This window comes from Burkholderia sp. PU8-34, assembly GCF_053427725.1.
In genome coordinates, this window is sequence record NZ_JBSAXC010000015.1 from 76368 (window position 1) to 92088 (window position 15721).

The following is a 15721-nucleotide window of genomic DNA, read 5'->3' on the forward strand; positions in this document are numbered from 1 at the left end:
AGGTAAAAGCGGCCCGCCACCGGTCGGCAGCGGAGCATGGAACCGTCGCCCCTGACGCGGCCCCGGATCGCCAAAGGCCGTGATTATGCCAATGAACCGCGCGGCTCGGCCGGCGGCCTTACCGATTGCAATCAGGGCCAATTCCGCTTCCGGTCGCGGCCGGTTGCGAGTAGTGTCTATCTGCCCCGCATACCGGCTGCCGGAAGCGTGCAGGCTGCGGCATGCATGCCACGCCCGTCGTCGGCCCACCCGACCGCTGGCATCCGGACCACCTGCCGCACCGGGCCCCCTCGCTGCCAGACGCTCACACACAAAACAGGAGATGCACGATGAAACCCACGAAGTTCCTGCTCTCGGGCCTGCTGCTCGCTTCGGCCCTCGGCTTCACGGCCGTTGCCGCCCACGCGGACGACCTGCTCGACTCGGTGAAAAAGGCCGGCGTGCTCAGGGTCGGCCTGGAAGGCACGTATCCGCCGTTCGACTCCCGCGACAGCTCGGGGCAGCTCGTGGGCTTCGACGTCGACGTCGCGAAGGCCGTCGCGGGCAAGCTCGGCGTGAAGCCGGAGTTCATCCCGACCGAATGGAGCGGCATCATCGCGGGCCTGCAGGCCGGCAAGTTCGACGTGATCGTCAATCAGGTCACGATCACGCCGCAGCGCAAGGAAGCGCTCGACTTCAGCCAGCCGTACACGTATTCCGCCGCGCAGCTGATCCAGCGCAAGGACGACACGCGCGACTTCAAGTCGCTCGAGGAATTCAAGGGGAAGAAGCTCGGCGTGACGCTCGGCACCAACTATGACCAGATGGCGCGCGCCGTGCCCGGCATCGAGGTGCAGACCTATCCGGGCGCGCCGGAGAAGCTGCGCGACCTCGCGGCCGGCCGGATCGAGGCGACGCTCGACGATCGCCTGATGCTGCCGTACATGATCAAGACGTCGAATCTGCCGCTGCGCCCGGGCGCCGTGCTGAACGGCGGCAAGCAGGAAATGGCGATCCCGTTCCGCAAGGGCAACCCGAAGTTCGAGAAGGCGATCAACGACGCGCTGACGTCGCTCAAGCAGGACGGCACGCTGAAGAAGATCTCGATGCACTGGTTCGGCAGCGACGTGACGGTGCCGCTCGCGCAGTAATCGGTTACATCGCCGGGCGCGTCAGGCCGTTCGTGCGGACGGCCTGACCGTGCATCGCGGGACATCGATCGGTCGATGCCCCTGTTTTTTATCAGACGGAAAACGCTTCGGCGGGGAGCGCCTTCAACGCGGCGGCTGCCTGCGCGTGGCGACCTCGCAACGCGCCCTCACTCCGCCCTCATTCCGTTTACGCAGCCACGTCGAAACGGGCGAGCAACGCCTGTCCGACCGGCGTCAACGCCGGACGTGCGGCGACCGGATTCGCATGAACCTGCGTATCGTCGACCAGTTGCTTCTCGACGAGCACGGTAAAGGCCGGATTGGATAGATCGACGCTGTCCGGCGTGCGCGCAATGCGCAACAGCATCGAGAATTCATGCGGACTCAGCATGGTCCTTGTCCCCCTGTCTCCGGCGGCCAGATGCGAACCGCCTTCGATCATGTTCTGGAATGAATTTGCGCGGGCGCACGATCGATGTGGATGGGTTCGCATCGAAGCCGTACGGCCGGGCACGTCGTCACGGGCGGCGCGTGTGAGCGGAACCGTCGCGATCCCGCGGTGCGAGAGAATGCGCCGCCCCTGGAAGCGTTTCCGGCTGGCACGATGGGCCGGAACAGCGCGCCTGCAGGCGCGGCGAAGCGATCGCCGCGACGAGAACGTCAAACCATATTGGGTGATCGTGACGTCTGCATGAAATCCAAAAAGGGGCGCGCAAACGCCCCTCTCGCGCATCGCGCGGCGCATGCCGTGATGCGGGTCGACGCTCAGGGTGTTCGGTCGTCGCCGTCGGCATCGTCCTGTTCGAGGATCTCGAACACGCGCGCAGCCTTGCCGTGCAATTCGCGCTCCAGCCTGCCTTCGAGGCGGTCGTCGGTGCGCAACCGCGTGTACGCATCCAGCACTTCGGCGCTGGTCGGGCCGACGTCGAGGATTTGCGCGACGAGCTCGTCCTCGATCGGACCGACGATCGCGCGGATCTCGCTTGCCGTTGCATAGACGCTTTCGGAATGGTGCGTGACTGGCATGATGACGCCCCCATAAAAGACGCGCGCGTTGGGCCGGATGTCGACGCCCGAACGGTTGCGGGCGACGGAGGTGATCGGCCGGCCGCGCTCACGCGGCGGCCGGAGCCGAGGGCCCGCCGCCGTTGCACGACACCGTCTCAGGATACGCCTTTGCGGCGAAGGTGAAGCCGCATTCGCAGCGACGCATGTATCAAGGCAACGCCTGTAGGAAGTTGTCCGAAGGACGGCCCGGAACGTCTCGCGCGCGCGTCACGGTCCGATCCAGACAGAGCAGCTGCCGGCCGATCCGATCGACCACCGTCGTGGCATGGGCGATGATCCCGTGCAGCGCGAACTCGTCCGTGACCAGGTCACGGATCGTCGACCCGTCGGGCTCGGTCAAGCGCGCGTCTTGTCGATCGATCTGCCCCGGTGCCCGCCCGGATCGCAGGCGGCCAGCCACAACCCCTTGCGAGCCGCGGCGAACCCTCGTCTCATGGAGTTGCGAAAAAGGGGACGGCGATTGCCTCGCGCGCCCGGCGAGGCCCTGGTGTCATCTGGGTGCCAGCACGGCGCCGTCAGCCAGCAATGTCGACGCCAGTCTTGCATAGTCGACATGTTGAACACTGCTCCCCGTATCGATGGCAAGTGCTGCGGCGGCTCCCGCGGCCTGGCCGGTAATCATGAACGTGGGCTCGACGCGCAACGATGAATATGCGACGTGCGACGCGGACATTGCAACCGGAACGAGCAGATTCCGGATCTCGCTGTACTTGGGCGTGATCGTTCGATACGAGATCGGGTACGGACCCGGCAGCGGCTGCCAGATGGCGCCTTCGGTACCGACCTGTCCGTCTACCGCGATGCGATGAACGGTGTGCTGATCGATCGGAAAGGCACCAAGACCAATGGAATCCCGAATCCTTGTCTTCGTATAGAGATCGTGCTGCGTCATCACGTAGCTGCCGATCATCCGGCGGCTTTCCCTGACGTAAAGAAGTGGGGGGAAGCCGCCATTGTCCTTGAACTCGTCCTTGCAGAATCCCCACGAACGGACATCGGCGCGGACGTTGGCCGGAATGCGTGGGTCCGTCGCGAGAAACGTCAGAAGCGCCAACGTATAGCGCTTGTGCTCAGCCTCGATTGCGCGACGCCCGTCCGCATCGGCAGCAGCATATTCGGCGCTTCCCTCGATCTCGTCCGTAGACATCAGGCCGAGGCTATTGATATCGAACTTGTCGTGGGGAATCTGGACGTTCGCGATGTAGTTGAAAGTCTTGACGATTTCCGGGTGCGCCTTGGCGGCACGCCCCAGCGCTTCGAATTCCCGGGGATCGTAATTGTGCGGTTTGGTGACGGGAATCTGATTGTTCCTGTCCGCAGTGAGACAAAGCCGGTAGCCGTACGCCTGGACTGCCGAGTCGGCGGTGCCCACCGCGCCGAGACTGTTGGGCGCGACATGCGGAAGCAATCCACTTTCCGGATGCCCTGGCACGAGATAAGGATCCACGTGCGCGCCGTCTTTCATCGAAATTGGCCCGACTCCGGCCAGCGACTCGCGATACTGCGATTTCGCTTCGCGGCCGAGCGTGTAATCGACGCCGGCCTTCGACAGCAGATCGCCTGCGTAGCTCGCATCGATAAACATCTTCGCCGCGTATTGATGCCCGTCGTGCGTCTGGACGGTCTTGATGTTGTGATTCTCGGTCTGAACACGCGTCACCGTGGCGCCGTATTCGACGGAAACGGACGGCGCATCGGCAAGCATCTTCAGCAGAATGCTTTCGGCAACATGCGGCTCGTGAAATATGCCGCCCATCGTCCAGGTCTTGCCGTAACGCGTATTGACTGCTTCGACAAAGCGATGCGCGAAGCCGCCCATTGCCCACAGGCGGTCCTGCGGATAGGCGTCGGTCGCACTGACACCACTCGTGGTCATTCCACCGACGTGATTCGTCGGTTCCAGGATGATCACCCGCTTGTTGAACTTCGCTGCTTCGAGCGCCGCGGAAATTCCGCCTGGTGTTGCGCCGTATACGAGGACGTCGACAGTATCCGGTTTTGCCGGGGACGAAGCCGGCGCGGAAACAGACGGGCCGGGAGCATCGTGTATTTCGTCGTTCGCAGCACTGCCACTACATGCCACGAGTACAAGGATCAAACCGGTCACCGCCAATCTGCATGCAAGAGTATCCACTGCGAACATATGACCACGCAAACCTTTGAAGAATATGTCCCGGCGAACCAGGGGCGATGAGGAACGGCCCCATCCAGGGCCAAATATTACAAAGTATTGCAAAATATTACCGCCGGCGCGCGGATTCTATCACTTGCGGATTACGCGCGTTTGTCCGTTTCAGCCCCGTGAATCATTGCCGCGCCGGAGCACGAACGCAGGCGCTCGGGATGGTGGCTGGTCGGGGTAAACGGGCGAGGACGGCACATGATGCGAAGTACGGGCTCGCGTCTGGATGCCGATTGGGTGGTGTAGCCAACCCGGGGCCCTGAAAGGAATTGACGCTAGACAGATGGGGCGGCGCTGCAAGCGCCGTGAATACGGCACTCGCGACTGGAGGGAATGCGGTCAGTCCGAGTTACATGCCACCAAAAAGCACAAGGGGTTACGAGACGAAATCTCGTAACCCCTTGCTGGATTTGGTGCCGGCTGCAGGACTCGAACCCGCCACCTGATGATTACAAATCAACTGCTCTACCAGATGAGCTAAGCCGGCGTAAGCGCGAGATTCTACCTCATTTCACGATCTTGAGGTGAGGCCTGCTGCCCTTCGATCCGTCGCCGTCCGACTTGGGCGGTTCTTCCGCCCCCTCCGACGGTTCCTCGTTCGCGCCGCTGTCGGTCACGGGCGTGAGCCCCGCCGATGCGCCGCGATCGTCGCCTTGCTGCTCTTCCGCGTGGGCTTCTTCCTCGAACTCGCCCGAATCCTGACCGTCCTCCGCCACCGCGTCGACCTGGAACGCCATCCCCTGGCCGTTCTCGCGCGCATAGATCGCGAGCACGTTGGCCACCGGAATCTCGAGCTTGTGCGCCTTGCCGGAGAAGCGCGCGGTGAACTCGATCCACTCGTTGCCCATCTGCAGCTGGCTCGTCGCCTCGAAGCTGATGTTGAGCACGATCTCGCCGTCACGCACGAACTGACGCGGCACGCGCGTCGAATTGTCGACCCTCACCGCGATGTGCGGCGTGTATCCGTTATCGGTGCACCACTCGTACAGCGCGCGCAGCAGATAAGGCTTCGTTGAAATCTCTTGCATCACAATCCTCGAACCGGAGCGGGTCGCGCGGCCCTCCGCGCGTCCCGTTCCGTCATGCCCTCATTGCATCATCAACGACGCATGACCTTTTCGGACGGCGTCAGTGCTTCGATATAAGCCGGACGGCTGAAGATCCGTTCCGCGTACTTCATCAGCGGCGCCGCGTTCTTCGACAGCTCGATGCCGTAGTGATCCAGACGCCACAGCAGCGGCGCGATCGCGACGTCGAGCATCGAGAACTCCTCGCCGAGCATGTACTTGTTCTTCACGAAGATCGGCGCGAGCTGCGTCAGGCGATCGCGGATCGCGAGGCGTGCCTTCTCGTGGTTCTTCTCGGCCGCCTTGCCCTTCTCGTTCTCGAGCGTGCTCACGTGGACGAACAGTTCCTTCTCGAAGTTGAGCAGGAACAGGCGCGCACGCGCGCGCTGCACCGGATCCGCCGGCATCAGCTGCGGGTGCGGGAAGCGCTCGTCGATGTACTCGTTGATGATGTTCGATTCGTACAGGATCAGATCGCGCTCGACAAGGATCGGCACCTGGCCGTACGGGTTCATCACCGAAATGTCTTCCGGCTTGTTGAACAGGTCGACGTCGCGGATCTCGAAGTCCATGCCCTTCTCGAACAGCACCAGCCGGCAACGCTGGGAGAACGGGCAAGTTGTGCCGGAATACAGAACCATCATATTTGCGTTTCCTCAAAAAAGCCGAGGGCCAGCGCGCGGCAGAACCCGTCTGGGGGTCCCCCGTTGCGCCGGCCCCACGCCGGTCAGGCGTGATTACTTGATATCTTTCCAGTACGCGGCATTGAGCCGCCAGGCCAGGAAAGTCAGGACACCGAGAAACACCAGCACCCAGACGCCGAGGCGTTTGCGGGTCTGCTGGGCCGGCTCGGACATCCACGTCATGTACGCCACCAGGTCGGCTACCGAAGCATCATAATCCACCGGCGACAGCGCCCCCGGGGTTACCTGCTCGAAGCCGACGAGCGTGCGCACCTTCTCGCCCGTCTCCTCGTCCGCCTTTTCTTCGAATTTCGCGACGCGTTGCCCCTGGAGCTGCCAGAGTACATGGGGCATGCCGACGTTCTCGAACACCGCGTTGTTCCACCCGGTCGGCCGCGTATCGTCGCGGTAGAAGCTCCGCAGGTACGTATACAGCCAGTCGCGGCTGCGCGCGCGCGCCTCGACCGACAGGTCGGGCGGCGGGACGCCTAGCCAGTTCTTCGCGTCTTCGGTCCGCATCGCGACGGACATCGTGTTGCCGACCTTGTCGGTCGTGAACAGGAGATTCTGCTCGATCTCCTTCTGGGAAATTCCCAGATCCGTCAGACGGTTGTAGCGCATCAGGTTCGCGCTGTGGCAGTTCAGGCAATAGTTTACAAACAATTGCGCGCCATGCTGAAGCGAAACGAGATTTTCCGTGTTATCGGGCGCCCGGTCGAGCGGAAAATTACCTTCCGCGGCCGGCACGGGCGCCGCGAACAGCGCACACGCGGTCGCCCCGATCAACGCGAGCGTCGAAAGCAGTTTCTTCATGTCGTTCTCTCCTCGCTCACGTTAATGGGGCTTGAAGCGCACCCGCTCCGGCGGCTGCTTGAACGTGCCAAGCGGCGTCCAGACCGGCATGCCGAGGAAGAACGCGAAATAGATCAGCGCGCAGCCCTGCGCGATCAGCGTCGAGACCGGCGATGGCGGCCGCGTGCCGAGGAACGCGAGGGTCAGGAATGCGACGACGAAGATCCCGAGGAACACCTTGTGGAACAGCGGCCGGTACCGGATCGACTTCACCGGGCTGCGGTCGAGCCACGGCAGGAAGAACAGCGACACCACCGCCGAGCCCATCACGACGACGCCCCAGAACTTCGACTCCGTCAGGTACATGAACACGACGATCGCCGCGGCCAGCACGGGCAGCCCGATCTTCCACTTGCCGCGCGCGCGGATCAGCGCGAGCACGCCGAGCAGTGCGATCACGATCATCAGCACGATCTTGAACGGGTCGGTCGTCGCGCGCAGCATCGCGTAGAACGCGGTGAAGTACCAGACCGGCGCGATTTCGGGCGGCGTCTGCAGCGGGTTCGCCGGGATGAAGTTGTTCGACTCGAGGAAGTAGCCGCCCATTTCCGGCGAGTAGAACACGATCAACGCGAACACGATCAGGAACACGCACACGCCGAGGAAATCGTGCACCGAGTAGTACGGGTGGAACGGGATGCCGTCGAGCGGGATGCCGTTCGCATCCTTCTTCGCCTTGATCTCGACGCCGTCCGGGTTGTTCGACCCCACTTCATGCAGCGCGACGAGGTGCGCAATCACGAGGCCGACCAGCACGAGCGGAATCGCGATCACGTGGAACGCGAAGAAACGGTTCAGCGTGACATCGGACACGACGTAGTCGCCGCGGATCCACAGCGACAGGTCAGGGCCGACGAACGGGATCGCCGAGAACAGGTTCACGATCACCTGCGCGCCCCAGAACGACATCTGGCCCCACGGCAGCAGGTAGCCGAAGAACGCCTCGGCCATCAGGCACAGGAAGATCGCGCAGCCGAAGATCCACACGAGTTCGCGCGGCTTGCGGTACGAGCCGTACATCAGCCCGCGGAACATGTGCAGGTAGACGACCACGAAGAACATCGACGCGCCCGTCGAGTGCATGTAGCGGATCAGCCAGCCCCACGGCACTTCGCGCATGATGTACTCGACCGACGCGAACGCGAGCGTCGAGTCGGGCTTGTAGTTCATCGTCAGGAAGATGCCGGTGACGATCTGGTTGACGAGCACGAGCAGCGCGAGCGAGCCGAAGAAATACCAGAAGTTGAAGTTCTTCGGCGCGTAGTACTCGGTCATGTGCTTCTTGACCATGACCGTCCACGGGAAGCGTGCGTCGATCCAGCCGGTGAGACCTGTCGTCGTGACTTCGTTGTGTTCCGTCGCCATTTACGCTTCTCCTTTCTCGTCCTTGCCGATCACGAGCGTCGTCGCCGACGTGAACATGTAGGGCGGGATGTCGAGATTCTGCGGCGCCGGCTTGTTCTTGAAGACGCGGCCGGCGAGGTCGTAGGTCGAACCGTGGCACGGGCACAGGAAGCCGCCCGGCCAGTCGTCCGGCAGGTTCGGCTGCGGACCTGGCGTAAAACGTTGGGAAGGCGTGCAGCCGAGGTGCGTGCACACGGCCATCACGACGAGAATGTTCTTGCGATCGGCCCGCGCGCGATATTCGTTCGCGCAGTACGCGGGCAACGGCATCGAATAAGGGGACTGGCTGGTCGGATCGGCGACTTCCTTGTCGGCCTTGATGACGTCGGCGAGCATCGAATCGGTGCGGTTCAGGATCCACACGGGCTTGCCGCGCCACGGCACGGTGATCATCTCGCCGGGCTTCAGCGCGCTGATGTCGACCTCGACCGGCGCGCCGGCCGCCTTTGCTTTCGCGGACGGCGCCAGCGACGCCGCGAACGGTACAACGGTGGCGACGCCTCCAACGCCACCTGCTACGGATGTCGCAATCAGCCAGGTACGGCGGCCGCTGTCGACGCGTTTGTCTTCCTTGTCTCGCATCACACGCCCCACTTCTGAGTTGGATTTTCCGTCACGACTTTCCATTCCGCCGCTAGTTTGCTCGAATGGAGTCGCCATTTACAAGGCCCGGAGATGAAAATCCCTTCGAAGTGTTTGATAGTTAAGGGTTTTCCCCCACTATCGAAGTGATTAACTCAAACCACTTTTAAGCAATCACTTCATTGCGTGTTTGCGATGCGCCGCCGCAAATCGGCCGTTCAGACCGGGTTATGGATATCGATAAAAAGGTGTTCGAGATCGAATTGCTCGGATAAATGGGCGCCGAGTGCCTGGATTCCGTAGCGCTCGGTCGCATGGTGCCCCGCCGCAACGAACGCGACGCCGCTCTCCGCCGCCGCGTGCGTGACGGGCTCCGACACCTCGCCGGTCAGGAACACGTCGGCGCCGGCATCGATCGCCGCGTCGAAGTAGCTTTGCGCGGCGCCCGTGCACCAGCCGATGCGGCGCAGCTGCTGCTCCGGATCGCCGAGCACGAGCGGCGTGCGGCCGAGCTTGCCCTCGACCTTCGCGACGAAGTGCTCGAGCGTCACCGGCATCGGCAGCGTCGCCATCCAGCCGAGGTCGCCGTCGCCGAAACGCTGCTCGCCGATCAGCCCGAGCTTGTCGCCGAGCTGCGCGTTGTTGCCGAATTCGGGATGCGCGTCGAGCGGCAGGTGAAACGCGAACAGGTTCAGGTCGTTCGCGAGCAGCAGCTTCAGGCGCTGGTACTTGCGGCCGGTGATCTGCGGCGCCTCGTTGCGCCAGAAGTAGCCGTGATGGACCAGCACGGCATCCGCCCCCCATTCGAGCGCCGCTTCGAGAAAGGCGAGCGACGCGGTCACGCCGGTCGCGATCTTTTCGATCTTGCGGCGGCCTTCGACCTGCAGGCCGTTGGGGCAATAGTCCTTGAACCGCGCGGATTCAAGGGTATTGTTCAAGTACAATTCGAGTTCGATCCGATCCATATAAACCTCTAGTCCATTCAGATGCTTAGACGCTTCTGGCTGTTCTTCGCGCAGGCAGTCACGGTGCTGCTCGCGCTGATGTTCATCGTCGTGACGCTCAAGCCGCAATGGCTGCAACGGCAAGGACAGCTCGGCAAGCAGCTCGCCACGCCGATCGTCGCGCTTCGGGAAGTCGCGCCGGGCATCGGCGGCGCCCCCGCGACCACGTCGTACGCCGACGCCGCGCAGAAGGCGATGCCGGCCGTCGTCAACGTGTTCTCCAGCAAGGACGGCTCACTGCCGCCCGACCCGCGCGCGAAGGATCCGCTGTTCCGCTATTTCTTCGGCGACCGCAATGCCCGCAAGCAGCAGGACGAGCCGGCGGCCAACCTCGGCTCGGGCGTTATCGTGAGCCCGGAAGGTTACATTCTAACGAACCAGCACGTCGTCGACGGTGCCGACCAGATCGAGGTCGCGCTCGCCGACGGCCGCACGGCCACCGCGAAGGTGATCGGCAGCGATCCGGAAACGGATCTCGCGGTGCTGAAGATCAACATGACCGAGCTGCCGACGATCACGCTCGGCCGCTCCGACCAGGCGCGCGTCGGCGACGTCGTGCTCGCGATCGGCAACCCGTTCGGCGTCGGCCAGACGGTGACGATGGGGATCATCAGCGCGCTCGGCCGCAATCACCTCGGCATCAACACGTTCGAGAACTTCATCCAGACCGACGCGCCGATCAACCCCGGCAACTCGGGCGGCGCGCTCGTCGACGTGAACGGCAACCTGCTCGGCATCAACACGGCGATCTATTCGCGCTCGGGCGGCTCGCTCGGGATCGGCTTCGCGATTCCGGTATCGACCGCACGCACGGTGCTCGAGAGCATCATCACGACGGGCTCGGTCACGCGCGGCTGGATCGGCGTCGAGCCGCAGGACGTCACGCCGGAAATCGCCGAGTCGTTCGGGCTGCAGCAGAAGTCGGGCGCGATCGTTGCGGGCGTGCTGCAGGGCGGGCCGGCCGACAAGGCAGGCATCAAGCCGGGCGACATCCTCGTGTCGGTCAACGGTGAGGAAATCACCGATACGACGAAGCTGCTCAACGTCGTCGCGCAGATCAAGCCGGGGGCGACGACCAAGGTGCACGTCGTGCGCAAGGGCAAGGAATTCGACCTGAATGTCGTGATCGGCAAGCGTCCGCCGCCGCCGAAGCAGGCGCTCGACGAGCAGGACAGCGACACGGAGTGAACCCGCAGGCGGCGAGCCGCCTTCTCGAAGCATGAAAAAAGGGCAGCCGTGGCTGCCCTTTTTGCTGGTGTCGCGAAGCGGCGGGGTGTTGTGTCACCCGGCCCTGGCTTCCGCTTCCGCTTCCGCTTCCGCTTCCGCTTCCGCTTCCGCTTCCGCTTCCGCTTCCGCTTCCGCTTCCGCTTCCGCTTCCGCTTCCGCTTCCGCTTCCGCTTCCGCTTCCGCTTCCGCTTCCGCAACGAAGTCTAGTCACTACGAGCGGTTTGTCGCCCGGCGCTCGATCGGGCCCCGTCAGGCGGCCCGAGAGCGTCAGCTCGCGGCCTCGCCGTTCTCGGGCTCGGGCTCCGCCGGCTTCGGCACGAAGAACCGCGCAGCGAGGATCCCGGCCTCGTACAGCACGATGAGCGGCAGCGCGAGCATCAGCTGCGAAAACACGTCCGGCGGCGTGACGACCGCGGCGACGACGAACGCGCCGACGATCACGTACGGACGGATCTCCTTCAGCTTCTTCACGGTCAGCACGCCCATCCGCACCAGCAGCACGACGACGATCGGCACCTCGAACGTCACCCCGAACGCGATGAACATCCCGAGCACGAAGCTCAGGTAATTGTCGATATCGGTCGACATCTCCGCGCCGAGCGGCGCGTTGTAGTGCGCCATCACGCGGAAGATCGTCGGGAACACGAGGAAGTACGCGAACGCCATCCCGCACAGGAACAGCACATAGCTGCTGCCGACGAGCGGCGCGACGAGCTTCTTCTCGTGCTGGTACAGCCCCGGCGCGACGAACGCCCAGATCTGGTACAGCACGACCGGCAGCGCGATCACGAGCGCGACGAGCATCGTCACCTTCATCGGCACGAAGAACGAGCCGGTGACGTCCGTCACGATCATCTTGCCGCCCTTCGGCAGGTTCTCCATCAGCGGGCGCGCGAGCAGCCGGAAGATGTCCGGCGCCCAGTAGACGAGCCCGAGGAACACGACGATCACGGACAGCCCCGCGCGGATGATGCGGTCGCGAAGCTCGACGAGATGGGAGATGAAGGTCTCTTCCGGGCCTTCGTCCGGATTCTGCTGGGGGTCGCTCACACCGGCCCTCGGTTGGATTGACGAGCGAGCATGCGCTCGGCTCAGAGGAAGCGCGCAGGCCGGCGCAGGCTCGCCGGCTGGTGGCGCGCGACGCGCGCGGCGCCGGACTGCACGTGCGTGCGGCGCGTGGTGGCGCGCTTGTACCAGACGGGCGTCGCCGCCTGCTTGACCCGCCAGTTGCGGCGTTTCGGCGTCAGCGCGACGGAACTGCTGCGCCACGACGGCGCGGCGGGCGAATCGCCGCCGGTCGAACCGGCCGCGTCGGTCACGCCGCCGACGGCCGAATGCCACGCGGCGTTCAGGTCCTGCTCATGCTCGCGCAGGTTGTCGTGAATCGTGGTCTCGACATTGCGCGCGGCCGCTTCGAAATCGGTCTTCATCGTACGCAGCGCATCGAGCTCGATCTCGCGCGAGACCTCGGCCTTCACGTCGTTGATGTAGCGTTGCGCGCGGCCGAACAGCGCGCCTGCCGTGCGTGCGACACGCGGCAGGCGCTCGGGGCCGAGCACCACGAGCGCGACGACGCCGATCAGCGCCATCTTCGAAAGACCGAGATCCAGCATGGAAAATGCCCGTCAGCGTGCCGGCGTCACGCCTTGTTCGAATCGGAACGCGACGTTTCCTTCGCGTTGACGTCCACCGAGCCCGAACGCGGCAGTTGCTGCGGATCGGACGGCGCCTCGCTGTCCTTCATGCCGTCCTTGAAGCCCTTCACGGCGCTGCCGAGGTCGTTGCCGATGTTGCGCAGCTTCTTCGTGCCGAAAACCAGCGCGACGATCAGCAGCACGATCAGCCAGTGCCAAATGCTCAATCCACCCATGATGAAACTCTCCTCAACCTCGCCGCTCGCGGCGCAAATCGCCGGCACTGCGCCGGCTTCGACTATCGACGCGGGAAACGCCCCGCGCCTTCAACCCATCCGGTGCCAGGGGCGCGGACCCGCCAGGATATGCGCGTGCAGGTGGTATACCTCCTGCCCGCCGCCGGGGCCCGTGTTGATCACCGTGCGAAACCCGGTCTCGCCGCCCGTGTACGCGACGCCGAGCTGCTCGGCGAGCCGCGCGACCAGCACCATCATCCGGCCGAGCAGCGGCGCATCCGCTTCGCCCGCCGCCGACAGCGTCGGCAGATGCTTGCGCGGAATCACGAGCACGTGCGTCTCGGCCGCCGGGCGGATGTCGCGGAACGCGACGAATTCATCGTCCTCATGCACTTTCGTGCTCGGGATCTCGCCTGCCGCAATCTTGCAGAACAGGCAGTTCGGATCGTGACTCATGTTGCTCCTGAAGGGCTCGCCGCCGCGGTCGTCAGAACCACGCGCGCGCATCGAGCGCCTTGTTGTCGTTCAGGTACAGCCAACCCTTGATGATACGGTACAGCGTCCAGATCCACGTCGCAAACATCACCGCGAAACCGACGACGACGAACGCCAGCGCGAACCCGATCAGGTAGGCGATCAGCGCACGCCAGAACGTGCGGATCTGCCACTCGAAATGGTCGGCATACGGCGTGCCGGCCACGTCGTCGCGTTTCACGTAGTTGATGATGATCGCGATGATGCCGGTGATCCCGCCCGTCAGCCAGTGCAACGCGTAGAGGCCGTACAGCACGTGGGTCAGCGTGCGCAGCCCGTTCAGGCGCTCGCTGTCCGCGGTGCCCTGAACCGACGGCGGCGGAAACTGGCTTGGCGTATCGGTCATGATGCTACCCCCGTAAAATGACAATTCTTACAGCTTACCGCGTAATTGCCACCGCGCGACGATCGCATGCGCCGTCAGCCGTCCGCCATCAGCCGCCGTTTTCCTCGCGCTCGCGGCGCTTGCGCAGCGCCTTTTCCTCGATGCCCGACATCCCTTCGCGGCGCTCGAGCTCGGCGATCACGTCGGCCGGGCTCAGGTCGTAATGGGACAGCATCACGAGGCAATGGAACCACAGGTCGGCCACCTCGCCGACGAGCGCGGTCGGCGCGCCGCCCTGCCGCACGTCCTTCGCGGCGAGCACGACTTCGGTCGCTTCCTCGCCGATCTTCTTCAGCACCGCGTCGTCGCCCTTGTGAAACAGGCGCGACACGTACGATTGATCAGGGTCGCCGCCCTTGCGGCTGTCGATCACCGCAGCGAGGCGCAGCAGCGTGTCTTCGGTCGTTTGCGTCATTTGTAGATGTGTTCGGGGTCTTTCAGCACCGGATCGACCGCGACCCAGTCGCCGCCTTCGACAGTGCCTTCGAATTTCTGGAAGAAGCACGAATGCCGGCCGGTGTGGCATGCGATGCCCGACACCTGCTCGACCTTCAGCAACACGACGTCCTCGTCGCAATCGAGGCGCACCTCGTGCACGTGCTGCACGTGGCCCGACTCCTCGCCCTTGAACCACAGGCGCTTGCGCGAACGCGAATAGTAGACGGCGCGCCTGGTTTCGATGGTCTTCGCCAGTGCCTCGCGGTTCATCCACGCGAACATCAGCACGTCGTTCGTCGACGCCTCCTGTGCGATCACCGGCACGAGGCCGTTGTCGTCCCAGCGGACCTTGTCGAGCCACGCGGGCATTGCCGCCTTGTCCGTACTCATGACAACCTCACCGGAATACCCTGGTCGGCCATGAAGCGCTTCGCCTCGCCGACCGTGTGCTCGCCGTAGTGGAAGATGCTCGCCGCGAGCACCGCATCGGCGCGGCCTTCCTTGATGCCGTCGGCCAGGTGCTGCAGCGAGCCGACGCCGCCCGACGCGATCACCGGCACCGGCACCGCGTCCGACACGCCGCGCGTGAGCGCGAGATCGAAACCCGACTTCGTGCCGTCGCGATCCATGCTCGTGAGCAGGATCTCGCCCGCGCCGAGTTCGGCCATCTTGCGCGCCCACTCGATCGCGTCGAGCCCGGTGCCCTTGCGGCCGCCGTGCGTGAACACTTCCCAGCGCGGCGCTTCGCCGTCGGCGGACACGCGCTTCGCGTCGATCGCGACGACGATGCACTGCGAACCGTACTTGTCGGCCGCGTCGCGCACGAGTTGCGGGTTCGCAACCGCGGAAGAATTCATGCTGACCTTGTCCGCGCCCGCGTTCAGCAGGCGCCGGACGTCCTCGACGGCACGCACGCCGCCGCCGACCGTCAGCGGGATGAAGACCTGCGACGCGACCGCCTCGATGATCGGCAGGATCAGGTCGCGCTGGTCGGACGTCGCCGTGATGTCGAGGAACGTGAGTTCGTCGGCGCCCTGCTCGTCGTAGCGGCGGGCGATCTCGACCGGATCGCCGGCGTCGCGCAGTTCGACGAAGTTGACGCCCTTGACGACGCGCCCGGCGGTCACGTCCAGACAGGGGATGATGCGTTTAGCTAGAGCCATGATGTTGCGCTTAGTGCCGAGGTTGAGGACGCCCGGTTAGGGCACCCGTTCAGCGGCGCCCGGTCAGGGACGCCCGGTCAGGGACGCCCGGTCAGGGGCACCCGATTGGGCATACCCGATCGGGGCCGCCCG

The 15721-nt window shown here is 64.3% G+C and carries 21 protein-coding genes and 1 tRNA gene; 3 read left to right on the plus strand and 19 right to left on the minus strand.

All coding sequences use genetic code 11. The annotated features are described in order from the left end of the window. The first annotated feature begins 329 nt into the window (after nt 1-329). The gene (locus ACV22Z_RS27860) at nt 330-1130 is read left to right on the plus strand and encodes a transporter substrate-binding domain-containing protein (RefSeq protein ID WP_448079493.1); all 801 of its coding nucleotides are present in this window, start codon (nt 330-332) and stop codon (nt 1128-1130) included. 187 nt (nt 1131-1317) lie between these two features. On the opposite strand, the gene ACV22Z_RS27865 is transcribed toward ACV22Z_RS27860, so the two are convergent. The 11 genes from ACV22Z_RS27865 to ACV22Z_RS27915 form a co-directional block, all read right to left on the minus strand. After that, on the minus strand, nt 1318-1521 hold the full coding sequence (locus ACV22Z_RS27865) for a hypothetical protein (RefSeq protein ID WP_448079572.1): 204 nt from the start codon (nt 1519-1521) through the stop codon (nt 1318-1320). Between the two features lie 374 nt (nt 1522-1895). Then, on the minus strand, nt 1896-2156 hold the full coding sequence (locus ACV22Z_RS27870) for a hypothetical protein (RefSeq protein ID WP_448079494.1): 261 nt from the start codon (nt 2154-2156) through the stop codon (nt 1896-1898). A gap of 190 nt (nt 2157-2346) precedes the next feature. Further along, nucleotides 2347-2538 (minus strand): hypothetical protein, encoded by a 192-nt coding sequence (locus ACV22Z_RS27875; protein ID WP_448079495.1) that lies wholly within the window; start codon nt 2536-2538, stop codon nt 2347-2349. Between the two features lie 150 nt (nt 2539-2688). Further along, nucleotides 2689-4305 (minus strand): FAD-dependent oxidoreductase, encoded by a 1617-nt coding sequence (locus tag ACV22Z_RS27880; RefSeq protein WP_448079496.1) that lies wholly within the window; start codon nt 4303-4305, stop codon nt 2689-2691. 486 nt (nt 4306-4791) lie between these two features. Further along, nucleotides 4792-4867, minus strand: a tRNA-Thr gene (locus ACV22Z_RS27885). Nucleotides 4868-4886: 19 nt separating this feature from the next. Beyond that, nucleotides 4887-5408: a ClpXP protease specificity-enhancing factor gene (locus tag ACV22Z_RS27890; protein ID WP_448079497.1), complete on the minus strand. Its 522-nt coding sequence runs from the start codon at nt 5406-5408 to the stop codon at nt 4887-4889. Nucleotides 5409-5479: 71 nt separating this feature from the next. After that, nucleotides 5480-6091: a glutathione S-transferase N-terminal domain-containing protein gene (locus tag ACV22Z_RS27895; RefSeq protein ID WP_006400565.1), complete on the minus strand. Its 612-nt coding sequence runs from the start codon at nt 6089-6091 to the stop codon at nt 5480-5482. A 93-nt stretch (nt 6092-6184) separates the two neighbouring features. After that, nucleotides 6185-6943: a cytochrome c1 gene (locus ACV22Z_RS27900; protein ID WP_448079498.1), complete on the minus strand. Its 759-nt coding sequence runs from the start codon at nt 6941-6943 to the stop codon at nt 6185-6187. 21 nt (nt 6944-6964) lie between these two features. Beyond that, nucleotides 6965-8347: a cytochrome b gene (locus ACV22Z_RS27905; RefSeq protein ID WP_448079499.1), complete on the minus strand. Its 1383-nt coding sequence runs from the start codon at nt 8345-8347 to the stop codon at nt 6965-6967. Next, nucleotides 8348-8968, minus strand: a complete 621-nt coding sequence (gene petA / locus ACV22Z_RS27910; RefSeq protein WP_448079500.1) for a ubiquinol-cytochrome c reductase iron-sulfur subunit — start codon at nt 8966-8968, stop codon at nt 8348-8350. Between the two features lie 218 nt (nt 8969-9186). Then, a complete protein-coding gene (locus ACV22Z_RS27915; RefSeq protein ID WP_448079501.1) occupies nt 9187-9933 on the minus strand; it encodes a Nif3-like dinuclear metal center hexameric protein in 747 nt (248 codons plus the stop codon). A gap of 21 nt (nt 9934-9954) precedes the next feature. On the opposite strand from ACV22Z_RS27915, the gene ACV22Z_RS27920 reads away from it, so the two are divergent. Beyond that, a complete protein-coding gene (locus ACV22Z_RS27920) occupies nt 9955-11160 on the plus strand; it encodes a Do family serine endopeptidase (protein WP_448079502.1) in 1206 nt (401 codons plus the stop codon). A gap of 90 nt (nt 11161-11250) precedes the next feature. Continuing rightward, complete coding sequence (locus ACV22Z_RS27925) at nt 11251-11406, plus strand: hypothetical protein (RefSeq protein WP_448079503.1); 156 nt, start codon at nt 11251-11253, stop codon at nt 11404-11406. Nucleotides 11407-11466: 60 nt separating this feature from the next. On the opposite strand, the gene tatC is transcribed toward ACV22Z_RS27925, so the two are convergent. The 8 genes from tatC to hisF all read right to left on the minus strand — a co-directional run bounded on the left by tatC (nt 11467) and on the right by hisF (nt 15589). Then, nucleotides 11467-12249 (minus strand): twin-arginine translocase subunit TatC, encoded by a 783-nt coding sequence (gene tatC / locus ACV22Z_RS27930; RefSeq protein WP_448079504.1) that lies wholly within the window; start codon nt 12247-12249, stop codon nt 11467-11469. Between the two features lie 41 nt (nt 12250-12290). Next, on the minus strand, nt 12291-12812 hold the full coding sequence (gene tatB / locus ACV22Z_RS27935; protein WP_448079505.1) for a Sec-independent protein translocase protein TatB: 522 nt from the start codon (nt 12810-12812) through the stop codon (nt 12291-12293). 26 nt (nt 12813-12838) lie between these two features. Beyond that, nucleotides 12839-13069 (minus strand): Sec-independent protein translocase subunit TatA, encoded by a 231-nt coding sequence (gene tatA, locus ACV22Z_RS27940; protein WP_448079506.1) that lies wholly within the window; start codon nt 13067-13069, stop codon nt 12839-12841. Nucleotides 13070-13159: 90 nt separating this feature from the next. Beyond that, nucleotides 13160-13525 carry a histidine triad nucleotide-binding protein gene (locus ACV22Z_RS27945; RefSeq protein ID WP_448079507.1) on the minus strand — a complete coding sequence of 122 codons (366 nt, stop codon included), beginning with the start codon at nt 13523-13525 and terminating at the stop codon, nt 13160-13162. A gap of 31 nt (nt 13526-13556) precedes the next feature. After that, nucleotides 13557-13949, minus strand: coding sequence for a DUF4870 family protein (locus ACV22Z_RS27950; RefSeq protein ID WP_448079508.1), 393 nt, complete (start codon nt 13947-13949; stop codon nt 13557-13559). 88 nt (nt 13950-14037) lie between these two features. Further along, complete coding sequence (locus tag ACV22Z_RS27955) at nt 14038-14403, minus strand: phosphoribosyl-ATP diphosphatase (protein WP_084900054.1); 366 nt, start codon at nt 14401-14403, stop codon at nt 14038-14040. Continuing rightward, nucleotides 14400-14816 carry a phosphoribosyl-AMP cyclohydrolase gene (hisI, locus tag ACV22Z_RS27960; protein ID WP_448079509.1) on the minus strand — a complete coding sequence of 139 codons (417 nt, stop codon included), beginning with the start codon at nt 14814-14816 and terminating at the stop codon, nt 14400-14402. The genes ACV22Z_RS27955 and hisI overlap by 4 nt, the downstream gene beginning before the upstream one ends. Then, on the minus strand, nt 14813-15589 hold the full coding sequence (gene hisF / locus ACV22Z_RS27965; protein ID WP_448079510.1) for an imidazole glycerol phosphate synthase subunit HisF: 777 nt from the start codon (nt 15587-15589) through the stop codon (nt 14813-14815). The genes hisI and hisF overlap by 4 nt, the downstream gene beginning before the upstream one ends. Nucleotides 15590-15721: the final 132 nt, after the last annotated feature.

Bases quoted from the DNA above. Each gene is read 5' to 3' on its own strand.
- ACV22Z_RS27895 (WP_006400565.1), bottom strand. From the start codon at position 6,091: ATGATGGTTCTGTATTCCGGCACAACTTGCCCGTTCTCCCAGCGTTGC.
- ACV22Z_RS27950 (WP_448079508.1), bottom strand. From the start codon at position 13,949: ATGACCGATACGCCAAGCCAGTTTCCGCCGCCGTCGGTTCAGGGCACC.
- hisF (WP_448079510.1), bottom strand. From the start codon at position 15,589: ATGGCTCTAGCTAAACGCATCATCCCCTGTCTGGACGTGACCGCCGGG.
- ACV22Z_RS27860 (WP_448079493.1), top strand. From the start codon at position 330: ATGAAACCCACGAAGTTCCTGCTCTCGGGCCTGCTGCTCGCTTCGGCC.
- ACV22Z_RS27945 (WP_448079507.1), bottom strand. From the start codon at position 13,525: ATGAGTCACGATCCGAACTGCCTGTTCTGCAAGATTGCGGCAGGCGAG.
- petA (WP_448079500.1), bottom strand. From the start codon at position 8,968: ATGCGAGACAAGGAAGACAAACGCGTCGACAGCGGCCGCCGTACCTGG.
- hisI (WP_448079509.1), bottom strand. From the start codon at position 14,816: ATGAGTACGGACAAGGCGGCAATGCCCGCGTGGCTCGACAAGGTCCGC.
- ACV22Z_RS27890 (WP_448079497.1), bottom strand. From the start codon at position 5,408: ATGCAAGAGATTTCAACGAAGCCTTATCTGCTGCGCGCGCTGTACGAG.
- ACV22Z_RS27920 (WP_448079502.1), top strand. From the start codon at position 9,955: ATGCTTAGACGCTTCTGGCTGTTCTTCGCGCAGGCAGTCACGGTGCTG.
- ACV22Z_RS27865 (WP_448079572.1), bottom strand. From the start codon at position 1,521: ATGCTGAGTCCGCATGAATTCTCGATGCTGTTGCGCATTGCGCGCACG.
- tatA (WP_448079506.1), bottom strand. From the start codon at position 13,069: ATGGGTGGATTGAGCATTTGGCACTGGCTGATCGTGCTGCTGATCGTC.
- ACV22Z_RS27915 (WP_448079501.1), bottom strand. From the start codon at position 9,933: ATGGATCGGATCGAACTCGAATTGTACTTGAACAATACCCTTGAATCC.
- ACV22Z_RS27900 (WP_448079498.1), bottom strand. From the start codon at position 6,943: ATGAAGAAACTGCTTTCGACGCTCGCGTTGATCGGGGCGACCGCGTGT.
- ACV22Z_RS27905 (WP_448079499.1), bottom strand. From the start codon at position 8,347: ATGGCGACGGAACACAACGAAGTCACGACGACAGGTCTCACCGGCTGG.
- tatB (WP_448079505.1), bottom strand. From the start codon at position 12,812: ATGCTGGATCTCGGTCTTTCGAAGATGGCGCTGATCGGCGTCGTCGCG.
- ACV22Z_RS27870 (WP_448079494.1), bottom strand. From the start codon at position 2,156: ATGCCAGTCACGCACCATTCCGAAAGCGTCTATGCAACGGCAAGCGAG.
- ACV22Z_RS27955 (WP_084900054.1), bottom strand. From the start codon at position 14,403: ATGACGCAAACGACCGAAGACACGCTGCTGCGCCTCGCTGCGGTGATC.